The organism is Geobacillus kaustophilus (assembly GCF_000948285.1).
Taxonomy (GTDB): Bacteria; Bacillota; Bacilli; order Bacillales; family Anoxybacillaceae; genus Geobacillus; species Geobacillus thermoleovorans_A.
Genome location: NZ_JYBP01000003.1, coordinates 2,103,081 through 2,119,234 on the forward strand (window position 1 = coordinate 2,103,081; position 16,154 = coordinate 2,119,234).

A 16,154-nucleotide genomic window follows, 5' to 3' on the forward strand; every position below is an offset into this window, starting at 1 on the left:
TGTATATGGATTAGCCAACCGGCAGGCCGGCCCGCTGCAAAAGCAGCCGCTTCACCTGCCAGCGGAACAAAAACTCCCATGCCTCCAAATGTTTTTTCGCTTCAAACGCATTGCGGCCCCAGACCGTGATGCCGTGGTTTTGAATCAACACGGCGCCGGCGTCGTCATGGATATAGTTCGCAAACTCCCGAGCGAGCGTCGGAATGTCGGCGTAATTGTCAATGATCGGGATGCGCACTGCGGCGTTTTCCTCCCAAATGCCGAACGCCTTGATGATTTCCTGGCCGGAAAAGACCGCTTCCCTGTTTGACGCATACAGTTCAGAAATCAAGTTGTTGTCCACGGTATGAACGTGCAAGACGCAGCCGGCATTCGTCCGTCCGTAAATTTCCGCGTGCAAGAGCGTCTCGGCCGATGGCTTCAAGCTTGTTTCCTCCGCCGGTTTTCCGGCGGCGTCAACAAGCAGAAAATCTTCGTCCGTTTGCTTCCGCTTATCCTTGCCGCTCGCCGTCACCAAAAACGTCAACGGGTCGTCCGTCACTTTGATCGACAAGTTGCCGCTTGTCGCGAAAAACCAGTCGCGGGCGGCAAGCTCGGCTTTCACTTCCGCGAGCTCATTCCACTTTTTCACGACGATGCTCATACGATCACCTCCATCCGCTGCAACGCATCAATCACGTCAAAAAACGTCGCAAACGGCGCATGCGGCAAGCCGAGCGCTCGGCATTTTTCGAGCAAAAAGTCGCGCGCCAGCACGTAATCCGCTTGCTTCGCCACCGCTAAATCCGTGATCGAATCGCCGATGACGACATGGTACCCGTCCGGGCGGGCAAGCTTGCGAAGGAGCGATGGCTTGCAGCAGCCGCAGCCGTTTTGGCACTCACCGTCGCACGCATGCGGCCATGTAATGCGAATCGTCTCGCCGCTGAAATCGGAGCCGTTGCAAAAAACGCGCTCCGGTTCAATGAGCCCTTCAAGCAGCGGATAGACGAAAAAGTCAATGCCGCCGCTGACGATATAAAGCGGAATGCCTCGCTCTTTCGCAAACGCGGCAAACTCTCGGAATCCCGCGCGCAACCGGGCGGTGCGCCGCAGGAAATCCACAATTTCATTCTTCAACGTGGACGGAAGGAGGGAAAACATCTTCCCGACTCCTTCCTGAACGGAAATGCGCTCAGCGAGAATGTCGTCTTTTAACGCCTCCCACTCCGGCGGGGCGAACTGTTTCATAATGGCGATGATGTTGTCGTTTTCCGTAATTGTGCCGTCAAAATCGCAAAAGAGAACGAGCTGTTTCGTCATGCTTCCACCTCAACGACGCCCCAGCGGTCAATCGCTTTTTGCAGCGCTTCGTTTTCTGCTGCCGCCGCGCGGAGCGGACGGCCGGCCAGCACCGCGTCGATCGCCGTGCGAAACGCCCGGCCGCCCCCGATCGCCCCGTCCGGATGGCCGTGAATGCCGCCGCCGGCGTTGACGATGCTGTCAAGGCCGAAATCGCGGACAAGGAGCGGCACCAATCCTGGATGAATGCCAGCCGACGGCACCGGAAACGCCCGGGCAAACGGTTCTTGTTCATCCGTCAACGCCTTGGCGATGCCGAGCGCCTGCTCGCGCTCCAAGGCGACGCTGCCGTACGGCGACGGGAACAGGACGAAATCGGCGCCGGCGAGCCGCAAAAGCTTTCCAAGCCAAAGCGAAGGCGCCACCCCATAAAATTCGGACGGCGTAACAGCGCCGCTGAACGCCGGGTGAGCCATAATCGGCAACGCAATCTCTTCATCCTCGCGCAACGCTTGCAGCACGTCAAGCCCGTAAGCGAAGACGTTAAACAACAGCACATCAGCGCCAAGCTCAGCGGCTCGTTTCGCTTTGTCCTTCAACGCAAACGTTTTGCCGGTCAAGTTGACGGCATAGAGCGTCCGCTTGCCCGTTTGTTCATACACTTCTTGAAGCGCCGCCTTGCCCTCGGTGATCCGCTTTTCAAACGGAAGAAGCTCGCTGTCAAACAAAATTTCATCGTCTTTGACCAGGTCAACGCCGCCGAGCGCCTGTTTTTTCAATTCCGACGTCAAGTACGCCAAATCACGGCCGATGATGCCTTTAAAAATGCTCATCAACAGCGGGCGGTTATGCACCCCGACTTTGTCCCGAATGCCGTCGATGCCAAAGCGCGGCCCGGGAAACTGCCGCTTCCATTCATCCGGAAGCTCTAAATCAAGCAGCCGCACTTCCCCATCGAGCGACAATTTTCCGAACGTCGTGACCAACAATGCCGGCAAATCGGCGCTGAAGTTGACCGTCGGGTAGGCGATTTTCACGATTGCCCGCTTCAGCCGCTTGCCGAAATAGACGTTCACCCGCTCGCTTTCGCCCAGTTCTTCGACCGCGACGACTTCCCCTTTATATTTGCGGAGCTGCTCTTGCTCTAATGCCGGCAAGTCGGTCCACGTGCCGACCGTCAAGCCGAGGGCGATCCCTTCCGCCTTTTTCCGAATGTCTTTTTCATCATGAAGCAAATACGTTGCAATCACTGCACTCATCGTTCATCCCTCTCAACACCGAAATAAAAACACCTCTTCATAAGAAGAGGCGTCACTCGTTCATGGCGCTCTTCTTATCTCTCAGCGTTTCCGCTGCAAGAATTAGCACCGTGCTTGGCGCGCGCCAAGCCGGTTGCCGGGCTTCATTGGGCTCGTCCCTCCGCCTGCTCTTGATAAGAAAGCCTGCTTGTTTATGCACTTGTCAAACGATTGGCAAATTTACTTTGAATTATGACATCACCGATTGGCGTTGTCAATCATTTTTCAAAAATTTTTTTCAAACAATCCAAGGCGGCCGATCCGCTCGGCCGCTTCGCGAAGCCGCTCTTCATCGGTCAACAGGCCGACGCGCACATACCCTTCGCCGCGCTCACCGAACCCGATTCCTGGGGCGACGGCGACGTGCGCCCGCTCAAGCAGCATGTCAGCAAACTCGGCGGATGATATGCCTTTTGGCACCGGAAGCCAGGCGAAAAACGACCCGGACGGCGCCGGCGCTTCCCAGCCGATCTCGCAGAGCGCGGCGATGAACGCATTGCGGCGCGCTTCATACAAGGCGACCAGCTCCGTTACGCAATCTTGTGGACCAAGGAGCGCCGCGGCGGCCGCCTCCTGGACGGCGCCGAACAAGCTGACATACAAATGATCCTGAAGCAGCTCAAGCGCCCGAATGATCCGCTCGTTGCCGACGGCAAACGCGACGCGCCAGCCGGCCATATTGTATGTTTTCGAAAAGGTGTAAATCTCAACGCCGACGTCTTTCGCCCCATCGGCTTCCAAGAAGCTGACCGGTTTTCGGCCGTCAAACCCGATCGCCCCGTAAGCGAAATCGTGCACGACGGCAATGCCGTACTTGGCGGCAAACGCCACCGTCTCCGCGAAAAATTCCTTTGTCGCCGTCGCGCCGGTCGGGTTGTTCGGGTAATTTAAAAACATCAACTTCGCCCGGTCGGCCGCTGCCGCCGGAATGGCTTCATAGTCCGGCAAAAAACCGTTTTCCGCGGCAAGCGGCATCATTTCCATCCGCGCGCGGGCAAGGGCGATCCCCGACCAGTAGTCGGGGTAGCCGGGATCCGGGACGAGCACGACATCTCCCGGATTGACGAGGCAAAGCGGCAATTCGACAAGCCCGGCTTTGCCGCCGAACAAGATGGCCACTTCGCGGTCTGGATCGATCTTCACTCCATATTCACGTGCGTAAAACGCGGAGATGGCTTCTTTCAAAAACGAATAGCCTTGAAACGGCGAATATTTATGGTATTTCGGATTGGCCGACGCCCGCTGCATCGCTTCAACAATGTGCACCGGCGTCGGCTGATCCGGGTTGCCTTGTCCTAAATTGATCACGTCGCATCCGGCCTTGATTTTCTCCCCAACTTTCGCGACAAGCGAGGCGAAAAATTGCTTTGGCAGCTGCTCAAGCAGCTCGGAAAAAGGAAATTCCATTGTCATCGCCCACACCTTCTTAAAAATTCTTGAAATTCTAGTGCAACATCATATATCGTTAAAAGCAAAATGTAAAGCAAAATTTTTTCGAGGTGAAAACTCATGACGATCCGCATCGCCTGCCTCCAGCTTGACATCGCATTTGGCGACCCGAACGAAAACGAACGGCGCGCAGAAAGCGCCATTGAATCGGCCGTCAAGGATGGCGCGAATATCATCGTGCTGCCGGAATTATGGACGACCGGCTACGATTTGACGCGCCTAGATGAGATTGCCGACGAAGGCGCCGAACGGGCGAAAGCGTTCGCCTCCCGCTTAGCGCAAACGCACGGTGTTCATTTCATCGCCGGTTCCGTCGCCAAAAAAACGGCCGCCGGTGTGACAAACACGATGATTGTCGCCGACCGCAGCGGCCAAATCGTCGGCGAATATAGCAAACTCCATCTATTCCAATTAATGGATGAACATTTGTATTTGCAGCCGGGAAGCAGCTTAGGCTTGTTTTCACTCGACAGGCTTTCATGCGCCGGGGTCATTTGCTACGACATCCGCTTTCCGGAGTGGATTCGCGCCCATGCGTTGGCTGGGGCGGAAGTGCTGTTTGTCGTCGCCGAATGGCCGCTTCCCCGCCTGCACCATTGGCGGACGCTGTTGATGGCGCGGGCGATCGAAAACCAATGCTACGTCGTCGCCTGCAACCGGGCGGGCCGCGACCCGAACAACGTGTTCGCCGGCCATTCGCTCGTCATCGATCCATGGGGCGAAGTGATCGCCGAGGCGGACGAGAAGCCAGGCATTCTCTCGGCCGACATTGCCCCCGCACTCGTTGCGGACGTCCGTGCGCGCATCCCCGTGTTTGCCGACCGCCGGCCGCATGACTACGAGGCGGCAAAAAAATTTTTCAAAATGTATTGACAATCGATTGACCGACCATGTATCATTCGAATCAAGCAACGAAACAATTGATAACATCGTGAAAATTGCAAAAACTGAATACGAGAAATCGGTACTCTTATCAAGAGTTGGCTGAGGGAATTGGCCCAATGAAGCCCAGCAACCGACCGTAATGCTATCGTGAGATAGGGCGCACGCCAAGGGCGGCGCCGGAAGCGTCATGCTTCCGCAGGGCACGGTGCTAAGTCCAACAGAAAGACCGATGTCTTTCTGAAAGATAAGAGGCGCGAAGAACGAATGAATCTTCAAGCCTCTTTCCGTATGCGAAAGAGGCTTTTTCATTTGCCGGAAACGCCCAGTTTTTAGCGCGCGTCAGAACCGGCATTTGAAAACGAGCGAAATGAAAAAAGGAGGAACAAGGAAATGACCACTGTTCAAACATCGGTTTACGAACCGCTGACCGAACCGAAGGCGGTGGCGCTCGCCGTCCGACTCGGCTTATTCCGCGACGGGGCGCCGCTTGCATGCCGCGAGATCGGCGACGGCAACTTGAACTTAGTGTTTCATATCGTCGACCAAGAAACAAAGCAAGGCGTAATCATTAAGCAAGCGCTGCCGTACGCGAAAGTCGTCGGCGAAAGCTGGCCGCTTACGTTAAAGCGCGCCGTCATCGAAAGCAACGCGCTGCGCACGTTTGCGAGCTACGTGCCGCAATACGTGCCGAAAGTCTACTATTCTGACGAATCGCTCGCCATTACGGTGATGGAAGACTTATCCCGTTTGCAAATCGCTCGCAAAGGGCTGATCGAAGGGAAAACGTATCCGCTTTTGTCCCAGCATATCGGCGAGTTTGTCGCCAAAACGGCGTTTTATACGTCTGACTTCGGCATGAACCAGCAAGAGAAAAAGAAATTGGCGCAAAGCTTCGTCAATCCGGAACTGTGCAAAATTACCGAAGACCTCGTCTTCACCGACCCGTTTTTTGACCATGACACGAACAACTTTGAAGACAAATTGCGCCCAGACGTTGAATCGCTTTGGCGCGATGACCGCCTCCACCTGGAAGCAGCAAAGCTGAAGCGCAAGTTTTTAACGGAAGCCGATGTGCTTTTGCATGGCGATTTGCATACCGGCAGCATTTTCGCCAGCGACGACGAAACGAAAGTGATCGACCCGGAATTCGCCTTTTACGGCCCGATCGGGTTTGACCTCGGCCAATTCTTTGCGAATTTGCTGTTAAATGCGTTGTCCCGCCCTGAATCCGAGCGCCGGCCGCTCTTTGACCATATCGACCTAACATGGGACGTCTTTGCGTCCATCTTCTCGCAGCTTTGGCGCACGGAAAGCGTGGAAACGTACGCCGCGACGCCCGGTTTGCTTGAAGATGTACTCCGGCATGCGTTCGTTGACGCCGTCGGTTTTGCCGGCTGCGAAGTGATCCGCCGAACGATCGGCCTCGCCCATGTGGCCGACCTTGACGGCATTGAGCAAAAAGAGGCGCGCCTTGCCGCCAAGCGGCATGCGCTTCGCCTCGGCCGCCGCCTGATCGTGGAGCGCGCTGAATTGACGGGAACAGACGGCTTCCGCCGACTGTTTGCCGAAACGGAACGATAATGCCATACAATCGTCCGGGTCTCGACGCAAGTTGCACAGCGCTGACCCGGACAAACCAAAAAAAGAGAAAGGAAGATGGCGATGAGCACCTTTGCCATCCCGCGCTCCGTTGAATGGCGCGAGACGCATGTGACGATTTTAAACCAACAAAAACTTCCAACGGTCACGGAATATATCGACTTGCACACTCTGGAAGACGTCTATGACGCGATCGCCACGCTGAAAGTGCGCGGGGCGCCGGCGATTGGCATCACTGCCGCCTATGGCCTGGCGCTCGCCGCTTTAAGCTATGACACCAAATCGCTCGATGAATTCCGTCGCCGCTTGAAACGGGACCGCGACTACCTGGCCGGCGCCCGCCCGACCGCCGTCAATTTGTTTTGGGCACTTGACCGGCTCGTCGCTGCTGTCGAAAACGCCGCCTCCATCAACGAGGCGAAAACGACACTCATCCATGAAGCGATCCACATTCAAGTCGAAGATGAGAATGTGTGCCGCCGCATCGGTGAACACGCTTTGTCGCTCTTTCAACCAGACGACCGGGTGATGACGATTTGCAACGCCGGCTCGATCGCCACCGCCCGCTACGGGACGGCGCTCGCTCCGTTTTATTTGGCGAAAGAAAAAGGGATCGAGCTGTCCGTCTACGCCCTTGAGACGCGGCCGGTGCTGCAAGGGGCGCGCCTGACTGCTTGGGAATTGATGCAAGCGGGTGTTGATGTGACGCTTATTACCGACAACATGGCGGCGCAAACGATCAAAGAAAAAAAGATCAGCGCCGTGATCGTCGGCGCCGACCGGATCGCGCAAAACGGCGATACGGCGAACAAAATCGGCACATTCGGCCTCGCCTTGCTCGCCAAGTCGTTTGGCATTCCGTTTTACGTCGCTGCGCCGCTGTCGACGATCGATTTGGCGACGAAAACAGGTGCGGACATCCCGATCGAAGAGCGCCATCCGGATGAAGTGACCTACATCGCCGGCGTGCGCATCGCCCCGGAAGGCGTCAACGTATACAATCCGGCGTTTGACGTAACGCCAAACGAACTCATTACCGCCATCATTACCGAAAAAGGCATCATTCGCGGCAATTACCACGCAACGCTGCCATCATTATTCACAAAGGAGGAGCAACATGAAACGATTTAAGGCCTTATCTTCCCTTTTTCTTCTTTTCTTTGCCGCATTCTCCGTCTTAGCCGGCTGCACGAACGAGCAAGACGCCATGAGCTCCAAGCCAGCCAATGAAACGAAGCAAACAAGCAACAAAGGCGACACGTCATCATCAAACAGCCAAACCGCAACAAGCGGCGAGCAGGCGGCCATTCCGGAAAAACTGAAAAAACCGGTGAAAATCGCCGCCATTATGCAACTGTCCATCGGCACGTTCTCATCGCAATACATCGCCGGCGTCAAAGAACAAGTGCAAAAATTCGGCGGTGAAGTGCAAATTTACAACGCGGACAACGATTTAACCAAAATGGCATCGTATGTTGAGACGGCCATTACCCAAAATGTGGACGCCATTTTGCTTGATCACGGCCGCGCTGATGCGCTCGAAGGCCCGGTGAAAAAAGCCGTCGCCAAAGGCATTCCAGTTGTGGCGTTTGACAACGATTTGAACATTCCCGGCGTCACCGTCATCGACCAAGACGACTACAGCCTCGCCTGGAAAACATTAAAAACGCTCGCAGAAGACTTAAACGGAGAAGGCAACATCGTCACGATTTGGGTCGGCGGCTTTACCCCGATGGAACGCCGCCATGTCATTTATGACGCGTTCAAAAAACGCTATCCGAACATTAAAGAAATCGCCAAGTTCGGCACGGCGAGCGCCAACACAGCTTTGGACACGCAAACGCAAATGGAAGCGATTTTGAAAAAATATCCGAATAAAGGCGATATCGACGCTGTCTTCGCGACATGGGACGAATTCGCCAAAGGAGCGACGCGCGCCATCGAGCAAGCCGGGCGCACAGAAATTAAAGTGTACGGCATCGATTTAAGCGATGAAGACTTGCAAATGATCCAAAAACCAAACAGCCCATGGGTGGCGACAACGGCGACCGACCCAGCCGAAGTCGGCCGCGTCCAAGTGCGGTTCGCGTATCAAAAAATCGCCGGAGAAAAAACGCCGAATATTTACTCGCTTGAGCCGCACTTAGTGAAACGGTCCGATCTTCCGGACAAACAAGTGTCGATGAATGAGCTTTCACAATACATTCCGGGCTGGGGGCAATCCAATGTCGCCATCTCGCCGTGGATGAAAACGTTGGAAGCCCAGGTGAACAAAAAATGAACAGGTTGTCAATGCAGGGCATTGAAAAATCGTTTGGCGCCGTGCGCGTGCTTGACGGCGTGGACTTCGACGTTCGTCCTGGCGAAGTCCACGCCCTTTTAGGCATGAACGGCGCCGGCAAAAGCACGCTCATGAACATTTTAGCCGGCGCCATTCCGACCGATGCTGGTACGATCACAATCGACGGTACAATATACACGTTTTCATCGCCACGCGAAGCAAAACAAGCCGGCATCGGCCTCGTCGTTCAAGAAGTCGACACAGCGCTGTTTCCCGGTTTGCCGATTTACGAAAATGTAGCAGCGGACGAGTTCGTCCATGTGAAGCAACGGCCGATTCGCTCGCTGCGTCAAGAAAAAGAGCGGGCCGCCGCCCTGCTTCGCCGCGTCGGCCTGTCGTTGCCGCCGACGAAATTGGTTCGCGACTGCTCGCTCCATGAAAAGCAGCTGATTGTGCTCGCCAAAGTGCTGTCATCCAACGCGCGCTATATCATCCTAGACGAACCGACGGCCGCCTTAAGCGAGGCGGAAACAAGGCGTCTGTTTGCCATCATCGATGAACTGAAGCAGCAAGGCGTCGGCTTTATTTACATCTCTCATAAACTGAAAGAAGTTCAAGAGATCGCTGACCGGCTGACGATTTTGCGCGACGGCCGCGTCGTCTATCACGGAGATGCCCGCCGCTTGCCTCTTGAAGACATCGTCTTGCATATGACCGGAACAAGACGGGCTGTCACGATGAAACAAAGGCGCACATACGGAAGCGACATCGCGTTTGCCGCCCGCGGAATTTTGATCGACAAAACCGGGACAACGGTCGACCTATACGCCCACCGCGGCGAAATCGTCGGCATCGCGGGTTTGGTCGGCGCCGGCAAGACAGAGCTCGCTGAGAGCTTGATCGCCCATCGAAACACATCTGGCGAGTGGGAAATTGATGGCAGACGTTACGTGTTCTCATCGCCTTATGAAGCCATCGCCGCCGGCGTTTGCCTCATCCCGGAAGAACGGCGCAAACAAGGGCTGTTTTTGCCCGAGTCGGTGAAAACGAACGTAACCGTCCGTCTTCTTTCCCGTCTGTCGCGCTGGCAATGGATCAGCGGAACAAAAGAAACGGCTGAATCCGATGGGCTTATTCGCTCACTCGGCATTCATCCGCCGTCAAGCGCCACGGCCGTCCGCCACTTAAGCGGCGGCAACCAGCAAAAAGTCGTCATCGGCAAATGGCTGAACACAAACGCACGCGTCTTTTTGTTTGACGAACCGACGAAAGGGATCGATGTCCACGCGAAGCAAGAGGTGTTTTCCATCATTCGCTCCCTTGCCGATGAAGGAAAAACGGTGCTGTACTTTTCCAGCGAATTTCAAGAGCTGCTTGACATTTGCGACACCATCTACGTGATGGTCGACGGCCGGCTGCTCGCCCGCCTGCCGGCCGCTGAACTGACGTATGAACAGCTTGTTTACTATTGCAGCGGAGGTGAGATCCATGAGCCAGCCAGCCGTTTCCACAACGCCGTCGAAAAAAACGGCGCCGTCCATTCTTGAATTGTTGTATAAACACGGCACCTTGCTGGCCATTCTTGCCGTTATCGCCTACTTCGGCGTCACGCAAGACCGGTTTTTTACGTATGAAAACTTCAGTGACATTTTGCGTTCCATTTCGATCGTCACCTTGGTGGCCATTGGCATTACGTTTTCGCTCATCGTCGACGGCTTCGATTTGTCCGTCGGTTCGACGGTGAGCCTCGCGACGATCGCGAGCGCCGCGGCGCTCGTCCTGTACCGCCAAGAAATTTTCGTCACCTTGCTCGTGCCGCTGTTGCTCGGCATTGCTGTTGGGCTTTTGAACTCGTTGTTGATCGTCAAATTCAAACTGCCGGATTTGCTCGCGACGTTGGCGACGATGTACGCCATTAACGGCGTGCAGCTCACCTATACGAAAGGATTTTCGATCTACAACGACATGCCGTTGCCTGATGGCGGCACGGCGCCGGGCAAATTCATTCCTTCCTTTTTATTTATCGGTCAGGGAGAGCTGTTCGGCGTGCCGTTTTCTGTCTTGCTTATGCTGTTTGTCGTCATTGCCGCTCATCTGTTTTTAACGTACACGAAACCCGGTCGCCTCTTTTATTTAACGGGGGAAAACCGCGAGGCGGCAAGGCTCTCAGGCATCCCAGTCAATCGCTATCGAACGTATGCATACGTCATCAGCGGCTTTTTCGCCGCCTTAGGCGGCATCGTCCTTGCCTCGCGCATCGGCACCGGGCAAGTGTCAGCCGGCGCCTCGCTTTTAATGGACAGCGTCGCCGCCGCCTACATCGGCTTTTCCGTTTTTGGCGCCGGCAAGCCGAACGTCATCGGCACATTGTTCGGCTCGATTTTAATGGGCGTGTTGTTGAACGGTTTGACGATGATGAACGTTCCGTATTACGCCCAAGACATTATAAAAGGCGCCATTTTAGTCGGCGCCCTCGCCTTGTCGCATTGGCAAAAAAAATAACGCCCGATCTCTGCCCCCGTGGATGGCAATCCTCGGGGGCAGACGCGTTTTTCTAGGCAAGCCATCGACCTCTTTTTCCGCCTGCTTCATGGCAGCATCCGCATACAACGCCTCCCAAACCCTTTGCCTGTTCCACGAACGCAAGAGCGTCATCTACTTATAGCGCCGCTCAAGCTCGAGCAGCTTCTCCTTTACATCGGTGCGGCTTCCGGCATAGCCAATGAGAGCGCCGTTTTTGCCGACAACACGGTGGCACGGAACGAGAATCGACAGTTCATTCGCCCGGTTTGCCTGGCCGACGGCGCGCATCGCTTTCGGGCGGCCGATTTGCGCGGCGATGTCAGCGTATGTCGCCGTCTCGCCGTATGGGATGCGGCAAAGCGCCGCCCACACCTCTTCTTGGAAGGCTGTTCCCTTCCACTTCAGCGGCAAATCAAATGCCTGGCGTCGTCCGTGGAAATACTCATCCAGCTGCCTAAGCGCGCATTCAAGAAGCGGCGACCGGCTTTTGACAGCCGGATGTTCGCCGGCGAACGCGCGCCATTCTTCTGGAAACAGCTCGACTTTCACAATCGCTTCGCCGTCGGAGGCGATGTAAATGTCGCCGAACAGCTCTGAGCGGTATACTGCATATTCAATCGTCATCGTCGTCCTCTCTTTCCATTCGTTCGATCGGCAGCGTGATATGGAACGTCGTGCCGACGCCGACTTCGCTTTCCACTTCAATTTTCCCTTGGTGCTCTTCTATGATTTTATAGCTGACCATCAAGCCGAGGCCGGTGCCGCGTTCTTTCGTCGTATAAAACGGCTCGCCAAGCTTTTTGATTTTATCTTTTGGAATGCCGCATCCTTGGTCAGTGATGGAGATGCGCACATAGCACCCGGCGCGGGTGATGCGCACCGTAATGTCCCCGCCTTTTGGCATCACTTCGATGGCGTTTTTCAAAATATTGATGAACACTTGCTTCAACTGATTCGGCTCGCAATACACCGGCGGCAGCCCGTCTTCGAAATCCGCGATGATTTGCACGTTGTGCATCATCGCTTGGGCGCTGATCAAATCGATCGTATCTTGCATAATTTTGCAAATGTCGTTTTGCCTGTATTGCACTGCCTGGGGCTTCGCCAAGACGAGAAACTCGGTGATGATCGACTCAATTCGTTTCAATTCCGACATAATGACATTAAAATACATCGAATAGTCGCCGTCAATGCTTCCTTGCAACAGCTGAATGAAGCCCTTTAGCGCCGTCATCGGATTGCGGATTTCATGGGCAATGCCCGCGGCCAATTCCCCAACGACGTTGAGTGTATCCGACTTGCGCAGCTGCAGCTCCATCTCCTTGCGCTCGGTCACATCGCGCAGCATCATCATCCCGACGCCCGGAATCACTTCCTTTTTCAGCGAAAACTCAATAATTCTCCCTTTTCCCTCGTCGAAAAATTCGACCTCGCCGCTCGCTTCGCCGGTGCGTTGGCATTGTTGAAGCAGCTTATTGAGCTGGCGGCGCGCCCGCTCCGGAACGAGCTCGACCACCTTCCGGCCAAGCAGCTCCTCCTTTTCGGCGGAAAAAATGCCGCAGACAACCGGATTGGCGTCGATGATCCGATGCTGCGCATCCCAAAGCAAAATGCCATCCATCGCATGATCGAAAATGCTCCGGAACTTTTGCTCGCTTTCGCGCAGCTCGCGCTCAATTTTCCGCCGCTCGCTCACATTGCGGAAAATCGTCAAGTGGTACCCGTCGATCGCTCCTTTTTTCATTGTGAACTCGAGCTGCTTATCTTCACCGTTCGGCATATGAAACGTCAGCTCGTCACGGATTTCCCCTTTGCGGCGGAACTCGCTGAAAATGCGTTTCACCTTTTCGTCCCCATAGTCGACAAAATCAAACAAATTGCGGCGCACAAGCAAATTCAAGGGCAGCTCAAACGTCCGGCTCGCCGCCGGATTGGCGTTCAATATGCAGCCAAAATCGTCCCAAATGAGGATCGCTTCATGCGCTTGTTCGAAAATAGCCCGGAACCGTTCTTCGCTTTTTTGCAACTTGATTTCCATATTTTTTCGTTCCGTCACATCGCGCATAATGGCCATGTAAAACCCGCTGTAGACGTTGGAAGTCGCCGTCAGCTCAAACATTTTCACCGTTCCGTCCGGGCGGACAAGCGACAACTCGCCTTTGGCCGTTCCCTTTTCTTTCACTTCCGCGAGCAACCGAGCGAACTCATTGGCGCATTCGCGGGCAACGAACTGCTGAAACGACAAATTGAGCAGTTTTCCTTTTTCCAAGTTCAAGCTCATCGAAAACGCCGGATTGACATCGATAAACCGCCCGAATTCATCGAAAATGACGATGCCGTCAACGGCGCGGTTGAATACGTCGCGAAACAAAAACTCATGAATGATGCGTTCGCGCTCAAGCGCCTTATGGGCTGAGATGTCGCGCATCATGACAAGGTCAAATTCGTCGAACACATCCTTTTTCATCGAAAATTCCACATGCTTCACTTTGCCGTCCGGCAGTTTGATGAGCAGTTCATCGCTGAACGAACCGAACTTTTGCAACATCGAGCGTTGAAACAGCAAAATATCGGGCGGCACGAGTTCGAGGAATGAAGAAAACGAATGGCCGATCAACGAAAACTTATCCATCTCAAACAGCTTGCACGCCGCTTCGTTCACATCGACAAATTCGCCGTTTTTATTTAAAATGACGATCGCATCGAGCGACCGCTCGAAAATGATCGAGTAGCTGTTCAATCGCTCTTTTAGCCGGCGATTTTCCTCTTCAAGCAGCCGCACATCCGGCGACGCATTTTGTTCTTCTCGAGGAGAAAGGCTTTGGGCCATATCCATCTCTCCTTGTCTATTCAAACCATTCAACGAAATATATATTCGATGTGGAAAAATTTACTCCTCCTTTGATTTACGAAGATTTTTTAAAATTCTTTTCCACAATGTTCGACAAGTTTTTTATCTTTTTCGTTTGGCGAAACTGCATTATAATGATAGATTAGTTACGCTGATCAAAGGGGTTTTGCTGCGATGAACATCGTCTGTACAACATTAAATGCCAAATACATTCATATGAATTTGGCCATTCGCTATTTAAAAGCATACGCGCAGCCAGAGTTTGACGTCAAGCTTGTTGAGTATACGATCAAAGACCCAGTGCTGAACATTGTGACCGATTTGTACCAACGCCGTCCGGATGTCGTCGGTTTCAGCTGCTACATTTGGAACATTGAAGAAACGATCAAAGTCGTCAAATTGTTGAAAAAAGCAGCGCCGAATATTGTCATCGTCGCCGGCGGCCCGGAAGTGTCGTACGATGTGCGTGAATGGATGGAGCGGGTGCCGGAATTGGATTTTATCGTCATCGGGGAAGGGGAAGAAACGTTTAAACAGCTGCTTTTTGCCTTAGAAGGCCGCGGAGAACTGGCACAGGTCGCCGGACTGGCATTTCGCGACGGAGAGCGCATCGTCGTCAATCCGCAGCGAAACAAACTGCGTCTCGCTGACATGCCGTCGCCGTTTCGCTTTCCAGAAGATGTTCCGCAACTTCCGAACCGGATCGTCTATGTCGAAACGAGCCGCGGCTGCCCGTTCAGCTGCCAGTTTTGCCTCTCCTCGATCGAAGTCGGCGTCCGCTATTTTGACCGTGAAAAAATCAAGGACGATTTGCGCTATTTAATGAAGCACGGGGCGCGGACGATCAAATTCGTCGACCGAACGTTCAACATCAGCCGCAGCTATGCGATGGACATGTTCCGCTTTTTAATTGACGAGCATGTGCCGGGAACCGTGTTCCAGTTTGAAATTACCGCCGACATTATGCGCCCAGAGGTCATCGAGTTTTTAAACAAGGAGGCGCCGCCCGGGCTGTTCCGCTTTGAAATCGGCGTCCAGTCGACGAATGACGAAGTGAACCGGCTCATTATGCGCAAGCAAAACTTCACCAAATTGGCGCGGACGGTGACAATGATCAAAGAAGGCGGGAAAATCGCCCAGCATTTGGATTTGATCGCCGGCCTGCCTGAAGAAGACTACAATTCGTTTCGAAAAACGTTTAACGACGTGTTCGCCCTTCGTCCGGAGGAACTGCAGCTTGGCTTTTTGAAACTGCTGCGCGGCACTGGGCTGCGCCTGCGCGCCGAGGAGTACGGCTATGTGTATATGGACCATGCGCCATACGAAGTACTCGCCAACAACGTCTTGTCGTTTGATAACGTCATCCGCATCAAGCAAGTGGAAGACGTGCTCGAAAAGTATTGGAACGCCCATCGAATGGACGAAACGATCGAGTACTTGGTGACCGATGTGTTCCCATCGCCGTTTGACTTTTTCCAGCAGTTTGGCGCGTATTGGGATGAGCGCGGCTGGGCGCGCATCGGCCATCAGCTTGAGGATTTATTCCGCCGCCTGCATGAGTTTTTGCGTACGTACGCGCCGGATGCCTTGCCTGTCGCCGAATCGCTCATGAAATACGACTACTTGCGTGGACAGAAGTATAAGCCGCGCAAGCCGTGGTGGGAAGAAAAAACGGAGAAAACGACGCGCACGACCGTCTACCGCGCGCTGCTTGAGCGCCCCGAGGCGCTTGGGGAGGACTTTGCCGCCCTCGGGCTTGGGGAAAAAGAGCTGTTTAAACATACAATCGTCGAAATCGTGCCGGTCGATGTCGGCCGCTATATCGCCGCGAAGCAGCTCGCGTTTGCGCGAACGGCCATCGTCGCCTATTTCGATCCGTCCGGCGCCGGTGCCACGCTGTTTTCTGCACCGCTGTCCGCCCTGTCCTCCTCGTCATCTGTCTGACGTTCAAAAGCAGGGAGCATTTATTGTAAATATCCGATCCTTC

At 54.3% G+C, this 16,154-nt stretch carries 13 protein-coding genes and 2 riboswitches; of the genes, 7 read left to right on the plus strand and 6 right to left on the minus strand.

Annotated features, from left to right (window positions below; all coding sequences use genetic code 11):
• Positions 1–10: 10 nt before the first annotated feature.
• The 4 genes from LG52_RS10835 to LG52_RS10850 all read right to left on the minus strand — a co-directional run bounded on the left by LG52_RS10835 (position 11) and on the right by LG52_RS10850 (position 3,992).
• Entirely contained in the window at positions 11–643 is a 633-nt protein-coding gene (locus LG52_RS10835) for a methylthioribulose 1-phosphate dehydratase (RefSeq protein ID WP_044731932.1), read from the minus strand.
• Positions 640–1,302, minus strand: a complete 663-nt coding sequence (mtnX, locus tag LG52_RS10840) for a 2-hydroxy-3-keto-5-methylthiopentenyl-1-phosphate phosphatase (RefSeq protein WP_044731933.1) — start codon at positions 1,300–1,302, stop codon at positions 640–642. The genes LG52_RS10835 and mtnX overlap by 4 nt, the downstream gene beginning before the upstream one ends.
• A complete protein-coding gene (mtnW, locus tag LG52_RS10845; protein WP_044731934.1) occupies positions 1,299–2,540 on the minus strand; it encodes a 2,3-diketo-5-methylthiopentyl-1-phosphate enolase in 1,242 nt (413 codons plus the stop codon). The genes mtnX and mtnW overlap by 4 nt, the downstream gene beginning before the upstream one ends.
• A 71-nt stretch (positions 2,541–2,611) precedes the next feature.
• A riboswitch (SAM riboswitch) is annotated at positions 2,612–2,720 on the minus strand.
• An 84-nt stretch (positions 2,721–2,804) separates the two neighbouring features.
• A complete protein-coding gene (locus LG52_RS10850) occupies positions 2,805–3,992 on the minus strand; it encodes a pyridoxal phosphate-dependent aminotransferase (RefSeq protein WP_044731935.1) in 1,188 nt (395 codons plus the stop codon).
• A 96-nt stretch (positions 3,993–4,088) separates the two neighbouring features.
• Between LG52_RS10850 and LG52_RS10855 the strand changes: the two genes are divergently transcribed.
• The 6 genes from LG52_RS10855 to LG52_RS10880 all read left to right on the plus strand — a co-directional run bounded on the left by LG52_RS10855 (position 4,089) and on the right by LG52_RS10880 (position 11,295).
• Positions 4,089–4,901 (plus strand): carbon-nitrogen family hydrolase, encoded by an 813-nt coding sequence (locus tag LG52_RS10855; RefSeq protein ID WP_044731936.1) that lies wholly within the window; start codon positions 4,089–4,091, stop codon positions 4,899–4,901.
• A gap of 94 nt (positions 4,902–4,995) precedes the next feature.
• A riboswitch (SAM riboswitch) is annotated at positions 4,996–5,164 on the plus strand.
• Positions 5,165–5,303: 139 nt separating this feature from the next.
• Positions 5,304–6,494 carry an S-methyl-5-thioribose kinase gene (mtnK, locus tag LG52_RS10860; protein ID WP_044731937.1) on the plus strand — a complete coding sequence of 397 codons (1,191 nt, stop codon included), beginning with the start codon at positions 5,304–5,306 and terminating at the stop codon, positions 6,492–6,494.
• Between the two features lie 81 nt (positions 6,495–6,575).
• On the plus strand, positions 6,576–7,643 hold the full coding sequence (mtnA, locus tag LG52_RS10865) for an S-methyl-5-thioribose-1-phosphate isomerase (protein ID WP_044731938.1): 1,068 nt from the start codon (positions 6,576–6,578) through the stop codon (positions 7,641–7,643).
• Entirely contained in the window at positions 7,630–8,793 is a 1,164-nt protein-coding gene (locus LG52_RS10870) for a sugar ABC transporter substrate-binding protein (RefSeq protein WP_044731939.1), read from the plus strand. Before mtnA ends, LG52_RS10870 begins: the two co-directional genes overlap by 14 nt.
• Positions 8,790–10,340 (plus strand): sugar ABC transporter ATP-binding protein, encoded by a 1,551-nt coding sequence (locus tag LG52_RS10875; RefSeq protein WP_044731940.1) that lies wholly within the window; start codon positions 8,790–8,792, stop codon positions 10,338–10,340. Before LG52_RS10870 ends, LG52_RS10875 begins: the two co-directional genes overlap by 4 nt.
• Positions 10,282–11,295 (plus strand): ABC transporter permease, encoded by a 1,014-nt coding sequence (locus LG52_RS10880; protein WP_044731941.1) that lies wholly within the window; start codon positions 10,282–10,284, stop codon positions 11,293–11,295. The genes LG52_RS10875 and LG52_RS10880 overlap by 59 nt, the downstream gene beginning before the upstream one ends.
• 153 nt (positions 11,296–11,448) lie before the next feature.
• Here LG52_RS10880 and LG52_RS10885 read toward each other — a convergent pair whose 3' ends face one another.
• Both LG52_RS10885 and LG52_RS10890 read right to left on the minus strand, forming a co-directional pair.
• Positions 11,449–11,940: a methylated-DNA--[protein]-cysteine S-methyltransferase gene (locus LG52_RS10885; protein ID WP_044731942.1), complete on the minus strand. Its 492-nt coding sequence runs from the start codon at positions 11,938–11,940 to the stop codon at positions 11,449–11,451.
• On the minus strand, positions 11,930–14,146 hold the full coding sequence (locus LG52_RS10890) for a PAS domain-containing sensor histidine kinase (protein ID WP_044731943.1): 2,217 nt from the start codon (positions 14,144–14,146) through the stop codon (positions 11,930–11,932). The genes LG52_RS10885 and LG52_RS10890 overlap by 11 nt, the downstream gene beginning before the upstream one ends.
• 195 nt (positions 14,147–14,341) lie before the next feature.
• On the opposite strand from LG52_RS10890, the gene LG52_RS10895 reads away from it, so the two are divergent.
• Entirely contained in the window at positions 14,342–16,111 is a 1,770-nt protein-coding gene (locus LG52_RS10895) for a B12-binding domain-containing radical SAM protein (RefSeq protein ID WP_044731944.1), read from the plus strand.
• Positions 16,112–16,154 lie beyond the last annotated feature (43 nt).

Bases quoted from the DNA above. Each gene is read 5' to 3' on its own strand.
- LG52_RS10835 (WP_044731932.1), bottom strand. From the start codon at position 643: ATGAGCATCGTCGTGAAAAAGTGGAATGAGCTCGCGGAAGTGAAAGCC.
- mtnX (WP_044731933.1), bottom strand. From the start codon at position 1,302: ATGACGAAACAGCTCGTTCTCTTTTGCGATTTTGACGGCACAATTACG.
- mtnW (WP_044731934.1), bottom strand. From the start codon at position 2,540: ATGAGTGCAGTGATTGCAACGTATTTGCTTCATGATGAAAAAGACATT.
- LG52_RS10850 (WP_044731935.1), bottom strand. From the start codon at position 3,992: ATGACAATGGAATTTCCTTTTTCCGAGCTGCTTGAGCAGCTGCCAAAG.
- LG52_RS10855 (WP_044731936.1), top strand. From the start codon at position 4,089: ATGACGATCCGCATCGCCTGCCTCCAGCTTGACATCGCATTTGGCGAC.
- mtnK (WP_044731937.1), top strand. From the start codon at position 5,304: ATGACCACTGTTCAAACATCGGTTTACGAACCGCTGACCGAACCGAAG.
- mtnA (WP_044731938.1), top strand. From the start codon at position 6,576: ATGAGCACCTTTGCCATCCCGCGCTCCGTTGAATGGCGCGAGACGCAT.
- LG52_RS10870 (WP_044731939.1), top strand. From the start codon at position 7,630: ATGAAACGATTTAAGGCCTTATCTTCCCTTTTTCTTCTTTTCTTTGCC.
- LG52_RS10875 (WP_044731940.1), top strand. From the start codon at position 8,790: ATGAACAGGTTGTCAATGCAGGGCATTGAAAAATCGTTTGGCGCCGTG.
- LG52_RS10880 (WP_044731941.1), top strand. From the start codon at position 10,282: ATGAGCCAGCCAGCCGTTTCCACAACGCCGTCGAAAAAAACGGCGCCG.
- LG52_RS10885 (WP_044731942.1), bottom strand. From the start codon at position 11,940: ATGACGATTGAATATGCAGTATACCGCTCAGAGCTGTTCGGCGACATT.
- LG52_RS10890 (WP_044731943.1), bottom strand. From the start codon at position 14,146: ATGGCCCAAAGCCTTTCTCCTCGAGAAGAACAAAATGCGTCGCCGGAT.
- LG52_RS10895 (WP_044731944.1), top strand. From the start codon at position 14,342: ATGAACATCGTCTGTACAACATTAAATGCCAAATACATTCATATGAAT.